Origin of the sequence: Allobosea sp. (genome assembly GCF_036675845.1) — a bacterium.
Classification (GTDB): Bacteria; Pseudomonadota; Alphaproteobacteria; order Rhizobiales; family Beijerinckiaceae; genus Allobosea.
Genome location: NZ_JAKFED010000165.1, coordinates 1 through 9,438 on the forward strand (window position 1 = coordinate 1; position 9,438 = coordinate 9,438).

Annotated in this window: 11 protein-coding genes; 3 read left to right on the forward strand and 8 right to left on the reverse strand. The window is 69.4% G+C overall.

Annotated features, from left to right (window positions below):
- From V6M56_RS18285 to V6M56_RS18310, 6 genes are all read right to left on the reverse strand, one after another.
- Positions 1-285: aldehyde dehydrogenase family protein (locus tag V6M56_RS18285; protein WP_332685592.1), on the reverse strand; the 285-nt coding region annotated here is incomplete at its 3' end.
- Between the two features lie 182 nt (positions 286-467).
- Entirely contained in the window at positions 468-620 is a 153-nt protein-coding gene (locus tag V6M56_RS18290; protein ID WP_332685594.1) for a hypothetical protein, read from the reverse strand.
- A gap of 59 nt (positions 621-679) precedes the next feature.
- The gene (locus V6M56_RS18295) at positions 680-1,393 is read right to left on the reverse strand and encodes a phosphatase PAP2 family protein (RefSeq protein WP_332685596.1); all 714 of its coding nucleotides are present in this window, start codon (positions 1,391-1,393) and stop codon (positions 680-682) included.
- A gap of 48 nt (positions 1,394-1,441) precedes the next feature.
- Positions 1,442-2,392, reverse strand: a complete 951-nt coding sequence (locus V6M56_RS18300; RefSeq protein WP_332685598.1) for a diacylglycerol/lipid kinase family protein — start codon at positions 2,390-2,392, stop codon at positions 1,442-1,444.
- A gap of 3 nt (positions 2,393-2,395) precedes the next feature.
- On the reverse strand, positions 2,396-3,298 hold the full coding sequence (locus tag V6M56_RS18305; protein WP_332685600.1) for a transglutaminase-like domain-containing protein: 903 nt from the start codon (positions 3,296-3,298) through the stop codon (positions 2,396-2,398).
- Positions 3,299-3,541: 243 nt separating this feature from the next.
- Complete coding sequence (locus V6M56_RS18310) at positions 3,542-3,925, reverse strand: PRC-barrel domain-containing protein (protein ID WP_332685602.1); 384 nt, start codon at positions 3,923-3,925, stop codon at positions 3,542-3,544.
- A gap of 384 nt (positions 3,926-4,309) precedes the next feature.
- Here V6M56_RS18310 and V6M56_RS18315 point away from each other — a divergent pair, with 384 nt between their 5' ends.
- Positions 4,310-4,573: a glycine zipper domain-containing protein gene (locus tag V6M56_RS18315; protein ID WP_332685604.1), complete on the forward strand. Its 264-nt coding sequence runs from the start codon at positions 4,310-4,312 to the stop codon at positions 4,571-4,573.
- Between the two features lie 57 nt (positions 4,574-4,630).
- Here V6M56_RS18315 and hutC read toward each other — a convergent pair whose 3' ends face one another.
- Together hutC and V6M56_RS18325 are read right to left on the reverse strand one after the other, a co-directional pair.
- The gene (gene hutC / locus V6M56_RS18320) at positions 4,631-5,380 is read right to left on the reverse strand and encodes a histidine utilization repressor (protein WP_332685606.1); all 750 of its coding nucleotides are present in this window, start codon (positions 5,378-5,380) and stop codon (positions 4,631-4,633) included.
- Positions 5,381-5,395: 15 nt separating this feature from the next.
- Positions 5,396-6,763 carry a formimidoylglutamate deiminase gene (locus V6M56_RS18325; RefSeq protein ID WP_332685608.1) on the reverse strand — a complete coding sequence of 456 codons (1,368 nt, stop codon included), beginning with the start codon at positions 6,761-6,763 and terminating at the stop codon, positions 5,396-5,398.
- Positions 6,764-6,926: 163 nt separating this feature from the next.
- On the opposite strand from V6M56_RS18325, the gene hutI reads away from it, so the two are divergent.
- Positions 6,927-8,090 carry an imidazolonepropionase gene (hutI, locus tag V6M56_RS18330; protein WP_332685612.1) on the forward strand — a complete coding sequence of 388 codons (1,164 nt, stop codon included), beginning with the start codon at positions 6,927-6,929 and terminating at the stop codon, positions 8,088-8,090.
- Positions 8,087-9,438: histidine ammonia-lyase (gene hutH, locus V6M56_RS18335; protein ID WP_332685610.1), on the forward strand; the 1,352-nt coding region annotated here is incomplete at its 3' end. The genes hutI and hutH, both read left to right, overlap by 4 nt.

Sequence of the window (9,438 nt, forward strand, 5' to 3'; positions counted from 1 at the left end):
CAGGGTCTTGCCCTCCTCGCGCGAAAGCAGGCGGCCGAGTTCCTCCTTGCGGGCGAGGATCTCGTCGGAGGCCTTCTTCAGGATCTCGTAGCGCTCCTGCGGCGTGGTGCGGCTCCAGGCCGGAAAGGCGGCCTTGGCGGCGGCGACCGCGTTATTGGCGTCCTCGACGGTGGCCTGCGCGTACTCGCCGACGACATCGTTGGTGTTGGACGGGTTGACGTTCCGCGAGGCGTTCTGGGAGCCGGCCCATTCGCCGGCGATCAAATTCTTGAAAGGAGCATTCATCGAGAAACCTCGCGCCTGATCGGAAGAGGAGGTCGTCTTAACGCCTTTGGCGCGGCAAGGCCATGCCGCGGCATCTGCCGAAAAGCCGGGCGGTCGCGCCGCCAGCGCATGCTGGCGGGGAGCTTGGCGTTGCGGGCGGCGGTGCCCCCAGGAGTGATCTCGGGGAGCGATCTCGGGGCGCCTCACTTCTCCTTGATCGAGAGCCCGTCCTTGCCGACCGAGATCTCGACGCCCTCCGGCTGCTTCTTCTCCTGGTAGAGCGCATAGCCGGTCGCGGCGAGGCCGGCGACGAGCAGACCGACGAGGAGGAAGAGCTGGTTGCGCGAAAGGGTCATGGGCTGAAGGCTCCGGTCATGAAAAAAGCCGCTCGCGCGGCGCCATGACTGAAACGCTCCTATTCGGAAACGGTTCCCTGCCGCATGCCGCGCGGGGACGCGCCGGCCGCCGCGGCCTCGCGGGCTTCGGCACCGGCCGCGAGACGACCGAGCCAGGCGACCGCGACGCTCGACCAGGTGACGCCAAGGCACCAGCCGCCGAGCACGTCGCTCGGCCAGTGCACGCCGAGATAGACGCGGCTGACGCCGATGGCGACGATCAGCAGCCAGGCCGTCCAGAGGCAGATGCGCGAGATGTCGGCCCGGCGCGAGGCGATGCCGACGAAGCCGGCGATGCCGAGCAGCACCACGGCCGAGAGGAAGGCATGCCCGCTCGGGAAGCTCGCCGTGAAGGTCAGCGCCGCATGCTCGACGATGTCGGGCCGCTCGCGGCCGATGGCGATCTTCAGCAGCGTGCTTGTGGCGGCCGCCGCCAGCACGGTGATCAGCAGGCCCAGCGCGAGCCGGGCATGGCCGCAGAGCCGGAGCGTCAGGGCCGCGACCACGGTCATGATGCCGAGCCCGACGAAGCTGCCCAGCGCCGTGACGTCGCGCATCATCTCGCGCAGCCAGGGCGGGCCGAGCGGCGTCGCGGGGTCGGCGGCGTCGCGAAACAGCATCATCAGGCGGGTGTCGAAGGCGAAGTCGCGACCGGCGACGACGAAGATCGCCAGGCCGAGGAAGCCGAAGGCCGCGGCTGTCGGCAGGAGAATGCGCGGCTGCAGGAGGAACATCGAGGGTTTCCGGGTGGGCGACGGCGGCAGCTTACGACAATACGGCGCTCAAATCTCGGCCGGACGCGCCGCGATGACCTGGAGGGCGCCCGGCAGCAGGCGATATTCGAGCGAGCCGGCGCGGCGCTCGACCTCGCCATCGAAGGTGACATGGCCGCGCCGCTTGTCGCGCCGGGTCAGGGTCACCGCCTCGCCGGTCAGCGAGACGAGGTTCTTCGCGGTGCGCCAGCTCCCGGTCAGCATCGAGAGCGCCGCCTTGGCGCGCGAAAGCAGGCCGCCGGTATCGAGGATATGAATCTCGAGCTGGCCGCCATCGAGCCGGCTGCGCCGCCAGTCGGCGGCATCGAAGGCGTTGACCGTCACCAGCACCGCGTCGGCCTCGACCTGGCGGTGCTCGCCGCCGATCCGCATCTCGACCATGATCGGGCGGGTGAACAGGATCGAGCGCGCCGCCGCGAAGGCGAAGGCGACGGTGCGGCTGAAGGGGAAGCGGCGGCGCGCATATTCGCGCTCGCGCGCCATCAGGCTGAAGAAGCCCATGCCGGAGAGCGAGTGGAACGGGCGCCCGTTGATGGTGCCGAGATCCATCGCGACCGGCTCGCCCCGGCAGAGGGCGGCGATCCGCTCCTCGATGGTGCCGAGAAGGCCGAGATCCCGGCCGAGCACGTTGACCGTGCCCAGCGGCAGGATGCCGACCGGCCTTGGGCATTCGAGCAGCACCGGCAGCGCGCCGTTGACGGTGCCGTCGCCGCCGGCGATCACCGCGATCACCGCCTCGTCGCCGATCGCCAGGCGCAGCCGGCTCTCCAGGTCGCGCGGATGCAGAAACTCGATTTCGGCCGCGCAGCCCGCCGCGGCGAAGGCGGCTTCGAGCCGCTCGGTGAAACGCTCGGGCCCAGCCTCCAGCACCGTGCCGGCGCGGGCGTTGCCGATGACACGGAAGCGCCGCGGCGGCGCCGCCGGAGCCGTCTCGAGCGCAGGCGCTGTCGTTTCGGACATGGTTCAGACCGCGACATGCGCCTCGGCCGCGCTGCGACGGCGCGGGTCGGAAGGCAGCGGCAGCGGGCGCGCACGGGCGCGTTCGACGATCTCCTCGGTGACCACCTCGAAACGCTGCAGCCGATGGGAGCCGAAGGAGTTGAGCATCGCGACATCGGTCGCGTCGCGGCCGCGGGCGATGACGATCCGGCCGATGCGCGGCTGGTTGTGCCTGGCATCGAAAGTGTACCAGCGACCACCGAGCCAGACCTCGAACCAGGCGTTGAAATCCATCGGCGCCGGATTGGGCGGCACGCCGATGTCGCCGAGATAGCCGTTGCAATAGCGCGCCGGAATGTTGAGGCAGCGGCAGAGCGCGACGGCCAGGTGGGCGAAATCGCGGCAGACGCCGATGCGCTCCTCGAAAGCTTCCGCCGCGGTGCGGTTGTTGCGCGCGAAGGCATAGCCGAAGGTCAGGTGGTTGTGGACGAAATCGACCACCGCCTGGACCCGGCTCCAGCCTGGCTGGACCTGGCCGAACAGGTTCCAGGCCGTATCCATCAGCCTGTCGGTCTCGCAATAACGGCTGCCGAGCAGGAAGACCATGGCGTCGGCGGGCATCTCGGTCGGCGACATCTGGCGCGCCGCCGGCGCGACCGCGTCGGGCAGGCCGCTGTCGTGGATCGTGCCGCTCGCCTCGATCCGGATTCCGCCGGCGGGCGCGATCATGCGGCGGCAGATATTGCCGAAAAGGTCGAGATGCTGGTCCATGACCAGCGGCGCGTCCGGGGCGAGCAGGCCCGTCGCCCGCATCTCGTCGGGTTCGAGCAGGTCATGCCGCCGCGAGGGGTGGACATCCAGCAGGGTGACGAGCGCGGTCGGCTGGTCGCAGACAATCTCGATCCGGTAGCCATAGCGGATTTGCATTGCCCACTCCTGAACGGTTGCGACGCTGGACGACTGCCGGCGGGTTCCCTCGACCGCGGCGGATTGGGATGGCGGCGCGAGGACACGGAAAAGCCGGGCCGGGCGCCAACCCTGCATTGCGATGCACCCTTGCCGCGAAAAAGATGCGGGCCTTTCGGCCCGCATCACGCTGCCGCAGCGATCCGGCTGGGGGGATAGCAATCGCCGCGACTTGCGCTCCGAGAAGCGAAAGCCGTCAGGCTCTCACATCATCCAGTAGGGCATGGTGCCGTAATAATCGTGCACCCGCTTGCCATAGGCCTTGTCCTGCCAGTCCGGCTCGCCATCGCTGCCATACATCGGCGCGGCTTCCAGCTTCTCCCGGGTCAGCGGCACGACATAGCCACCGCGCTCGATATCGTAGTCGAGCATGCTCCACGGGACCGGATGGTATTTCTCGCCGAGCCCGAGGAAGCCGCCAAAGGACATGATGGCGTAGGCCACCTTGCCGGTCGCCTTGTCGAGCATGACGTCATAGATCGAGCCGAGATGCTCGCCGGTGGCATTGTAGACCTCGGTGCCGGCGACGCGGGCGCCGGCGATCAGCGGGTTGGCGGCGGCCGAGGCCGCAGTCATCGTAGCGCTCATCTTTCCCTCCATCGAATTCACGGTGCCGGCGCTGGACCGGCATGTCAGATCAACGCCGCAGGCTGGTGGGTGTTCCGCCTTCGCGCCGACAAATTCGAGAACGCCGGGGCGGCGTGCCGTCGCACCTCAAAAGCCGCGGCAGCAGGGCGAAGCCGCGACAGCAGGGTCTGCGAGGGGCGCGGCCGGAACCTTTGCCGCCCTAGGTGGTTGGTGCCGGGAGAACGGGCTTTGCGCCGGCGATGGCGGAGCGGGTCCGCGACCGCAAGCCGCGACGAACTGTCGTCGGCGCATATTCCTACGCAATCCGGCCCTGTGCCGATCATCTTTCGGGGACACGCCATGCCGCTCCGCCCCGCTCCGCTCCCAACCCAGAGGAACCTCGCCATGAACAAGCTCATCATCGCCGCCCTGGCTGCCGCGACCATCGGTGCGTGTACGCCCCGCGAGGAAAACACCGCAGCCGGTGCCCTGATCGGAGCCGGAACCGGCGCCGTCGTCGGCGGGCTCGCGACCGGCAGGGCCGGCGGCGCGGTGGCCGGCGCCGCGATCGGCGGCGTGGGCGGTGCCATTATCGGCAATGCCACCACGCGCGACCGCGTCTGCGTCGGCCGCGACGAATGGGGCCGCCGCGTCCGCTACGCCTGCTGAGCCGGCGTGAGCTGAACGACGAAGGGCGAGCGGTGGCCAGCCACTCGCCCTTTGCGCCTACACTTTCCCATAAGGCCCGAAACGGCCGATGAAGCGATGCCGGCCGCCCGGATAGAGCAGGCGCACGGCGGTCACGGCTTCGCCCTGGTTCCAGGTCCGCCGCTCGACCAGCAGGCAGGGTTCGCCCTCTCCGATATTGAGAAGCTGCGCCTGGTCGGCCTCCGCGGCGACGGCGCTGATCGCATGCTCGGCCTGCGACCACAGGCTGTTCTGCAGCAGCCAGTCACCCGGTGGAACCGCGGTAAAGCGTTCCTGCGCCGCCGCCGGGACGGTGGCGAGATGGATCACCCGCTCCTCCAGCACATGCGGCACGCCATCGGCGAAATGCAGCACCGTCAGATGCGCCACCTCGGCGGCGCGGCCGAGCCCGAACAGGGCGACCACCGGCCGCAAGGCGCGGCCGTCGCGCCGTTCCAGGATATCGTAGGAATAGGCGTGGCCGAGCCCGCGCACCTCGTCGGGAATCGAGAGGATGTCGAGCATGGCATGGCTCGCCGGCGGGCTGGCGACGATGGTGCCGGAACGGCGCCGGCGCGTGATAAGCCCCTCGCGCGCCAGCTGCACCAAAGCGCGGTGCACGGTCATGCGCGAGGCGCCCAGGCGCTCCATCAAGGCGTGCTCGGGCGGCACGGCGGTGCCCGGCGGCCAGGCGCCGTTCAGGATCAGGTCGCGGACGGCGCGCCGGATCTGGTCGTAGAGCGGACCGGCACCATCGAGAGCTACGGCGTCGATCTGGCTTGCGGACATGGGCTCTTTTCCGGCTCAGGCGAGCAGACGGCGGATGACGGCGCCATAGCGCGCGGCGATGCGGGCGCGGTCAATGTGCCGGCCGCCGCCGACCACAGGCTTTCCACCGACGATCACGCTTTCGACCGGCAAGGCGGCCGCGGCGAAGACGGCGCTGTCGAGGGCGAAATCGCTGCTCTTTCCAATCAGCGCCGGGTGGTCGGCCGCAAGCGACACGAGATCGGCGCGGGCGCCGGGTGCGATCCTGCCGACGGCACGGCCGCAGGCCTGGGCGCCGCCGGCACAGGCATCCTGCCAGAGCCGGACGCCGGCAGATATGCCTGCTTCAGCCCACAGCGCGCGGCGCCGGTCGCGCAGGCGCTGCGAGTATTCGAGCAGGCGCAGTTCGCCGCCGGCGCCGATCTCGATGTTGGAATCGCTGCCGACGCCGATGCGTCCGCCGGCGGCGCGATAGTGCACGCCGTCGAAGATGCCGTCGCCGAGATTTGCCTCGGTGATCGGGCACAGGCCTGCCACCGCCCCGCTCCGCGCCATGGCTTCGCGCTCGGCATCGCTCAGATGCGTGGCGTGGATCAGGCACCAGCGCTCGTCGACCGTAACGTTCTGCATCAGCAGCTCGACCGGCCGGCGACCGGTGACGGAAATGCTGTCCTCGACCTCGCGCATCTGCTCGGCGACATGGATATGGACCGGGGTTTGCGGCCGCAGCGAAGCGATCCAGGGCAGATCTTCGAGCGCCACCGCCCGCAGCGAATGCGGCGCGACCCCGACGCGGGCGTCGGGCAGGCTGGCAACCGCCTTCTCGCTGCCCTCGACCAGGCGCAGATAGGAATCACGGTCGTTGAGGAAGCGGCGCTGGCCCTGGGCCGGCGCAGCGCTGCCGAAATTGCCGTAGCGGTAGAGCACCGGCAGCAGGGTCAGGCCGATGCCGGTCTCGCCCGCGGCAGCGGCAATCGCCGTGCCCATCGCGGCGATGTCGCCATAGGGCCGCCCGTCCTTGTCGTGGTGCAAATAGTGGAACTCGGCGAGCGCGGTGAAGCCGCCCTCGAGCATCTCGACCATGGCCTGGGCGGCGATGGCCTGGACATCGTCGGGACCCAGCCGGTCGAGGAAACGGTACATCACCTCGCGCCAGGTCCAGAACGAATCCTCGGAGGCGCCGCGCCGCTCGGACAGGCCGGCCATGCCGCGCTGGAAAGTGTGGCTGTGCAGATTGGGCAGCCCCGGCAAGGTCAGGCCGGCGAGCCGCATCGCCCCGGCCGGCGCGACGGAATCGCGGGCGACCGAGACGATCACCCCGTCTTCCACGCCCAGGCTGACGCCACTGGCGAAACCGTCCGGCAGCAGGGCCTCTTCGAGATGCAGATCCAGCTTCGTCGTCATGCCATATCCTCTAATTGCATATGCAATAAAGCACTTGCCTTTTGCATATGCAATTGGCTAGCTTAATCGGAACGGAAGCGAAGTCGAGAGGGTGCGAGAGGCAATGGTGGCGAAAGCGTCTTCGAGCTGCGACCGGCTCTGGCTGAATGCGCGACTGGCGACGATGGCGGACGGCGCCGCGCCCTATGGCGCGATCGAGGACGGGCTCATCGCGGCGCGCGACGGGCGCCTCATTCATGTCGGGCCGCGCGGCACGGCCCCCGCCTTCACGGCGGCTGAGACCATCGATTGCGGCGGCCGCTGGATCACGCCCGGCCTGATCGATTGCCACACCCATCTCGTCTATGGCGGCGACCGGGCCCATGAATTCGAGCTGCGCCTTAAGGGCGCGAGCTATGAGGAGATCGCGCGGGCCGGCGGCGGCATCGTCTCCAGCGTCAAGGCGACGCGCGCCGCCAGCGAGGACGAGCTCTTCGCCAGCGCCGAGCGCCGCCTCGCCGCCCTGATCGCCGAAGGCGTGACCACGGTCGAGATCAAGTCGGGCTACGGGCTCGATGTCGCCAGCGAGGTCAAGGTGCTGGCGGTCGCGCGCCGGCTCGGCCGCGAACGGCCGGTCCGGGTGCTGACCACCTTCCTCGGCGCGCATGCGGTGCCGCCCGAGTTCAAGGGCCGCTCAGGCGACTATATCGACCTCGTCACCGGGCTGATGCTCGACGCGATCGCGGCCGACGATCTCGCCGATGCGGTCGACGTCTTCTGCGAGGGCATCGCCTTCTCAGCCGACGAGACGGCGCGCGTCTTCGCGGCGGCCAGGGCGAAGGGGCTGGCGATCAAGATCCATGCCGAGCAGCTTTCCAATCTCGGCGGGGCGGCGCTCGCCGCCGGCATGGGGGCACTCTCGGCCGACCATCTCGAACATCTCGACGAGGCCGGCGTCGTCGCCATGGCGAAGGCCGGCACCGTCGCGGTGATCCTGCCCGGTGCCTTCTACTTCCTGCGCGAGACACAAAAACCGCCGATCGAGCTGCTGCGCCAGCATGGCGTGCCGATTGCGCTGGCGACCGACGCCAACCCCGGTACCTCGCCGCTGACCTCGCCGCTGCTGACCATGAACATGGGCTGCACGCTGTTCCGGCTGACGCCGGAGGAAGCGCTCGCCGGCATGACCAGGAATGCGGCGCGCGCGCTCGGGCTCCAGGACGAGATCGGCACGCTCGAGGCCGGCAAGGCCTGCGATCTGGCGATCTGGGAGATCGAGCGCCCGGCCGAGCTCGCCTATCGCATCGGTTTCAACCCGCTTCACGCCCGCATCCGGAACGGCCAATGACCACGATCTCCCTCGACCCCGGCGCAGCCGACCTGAACCAGTGGCGCGCCGTGCTCGACGGCGCCTCCATCGCGCTTTCGACCCGGAGCGAGGCGGCGGTCACCGCCGCACTGAAGATCGTCCAGGACATCGTCGCGGCCGGCACCGTGACCTATGGCGTCAACACCGGCTTCGGCAAGCTCGCCAGCGTGCGCATTGCCGACGCCGATCTCGCCACCCTGCAGCGCAACCTCATCCTCTCGCACGCGGTCGGCACCGGCCCTGCTTTGCCCGACAGCATCGTTTCCCTGATCCTGGCGATGAAGGCGGCAAGCCTGGCACGCGGCGCCTCCGGCGTGCAGCCGGCGGTGATCGCAGCGCTGGTCGGCGCGCTGGCGGCCGGCGCCCTGCCGGTCATTCCGGCCAAGGGCTCGGTCGGCGCCTCCGGTGACCTCGCGCCGCTCGCCCATCTGACGGCGGCGCTGATGGGCGTCGGCGAGATCAGGCTGAAGGGCGAAATCCTGCCGGCGGCCGAAGCGCTGAAGCGCATCGGCCAGGCCCCGCTGGTGCTCGGCGCCAAGGAAGGGCTGGCGCTGATCAACGGCACCCAGGTTTCGGCCTCGATCGCGCTGGCCGGGCTCTGCGACATCGCCCGCGTCTTCGATGCGGCGCTGGTCGCCGGGGCGCTCTCGGTCGATGCGCTGAAGGGCTCGGACACGCCGTTCGACCCGCGTATCCAGAAGCTGCGAGGCCAGCCGGGCCAGATCAAGGTGGCGGCGACGCTGCTCGAACTCGTCGCCGGCAGCGAGATCCGCGAGAGCCATCGCTTCGGCGACTCCAAGGTGCAGGATCCCTATTCGCTGCGCTGCCAGCCGCAGGTGATGGGCGCGGTGCGCGATCTTCTCGCCAATGCCGCCACGACGCTCGCCATCGAGGCCAATGCCGTCACCGACAATCCGCTGGTGCTGGGACCGGGCGAGGTCGTCTCGGGCGGCAATTTCCACGCCGAGCCGGTGGCCTTCGCCGCCGACATGCTGGCGATGGGCCTGTGCGAGATCGGCAACCTCGCCGAGCGCCGGATCGCGCTTTTGGTCGATCCGGTGATGAGCGGCCTGCCGCCCTTCCTGGCCCGCGATGCCGGCCTGAATTCGGGCTTCATGATCGCCCAGGTGACGGCCGCCGCGCTCGCTTCCGAGAACAAGCAGAAGGCCTATCCCGCTTCCGTCGACACCATCCCCACTTCAGCCAACCAGGAAGATCATGTCTCGATGGCGACGCATGGCGCCTGGCGGCTGATCGAGATGGCGAAGAACGCGGCGAGCATCGTCGCGGTCGAATTGATGGCGGCGGCCGAGGCGATCGAGCATCA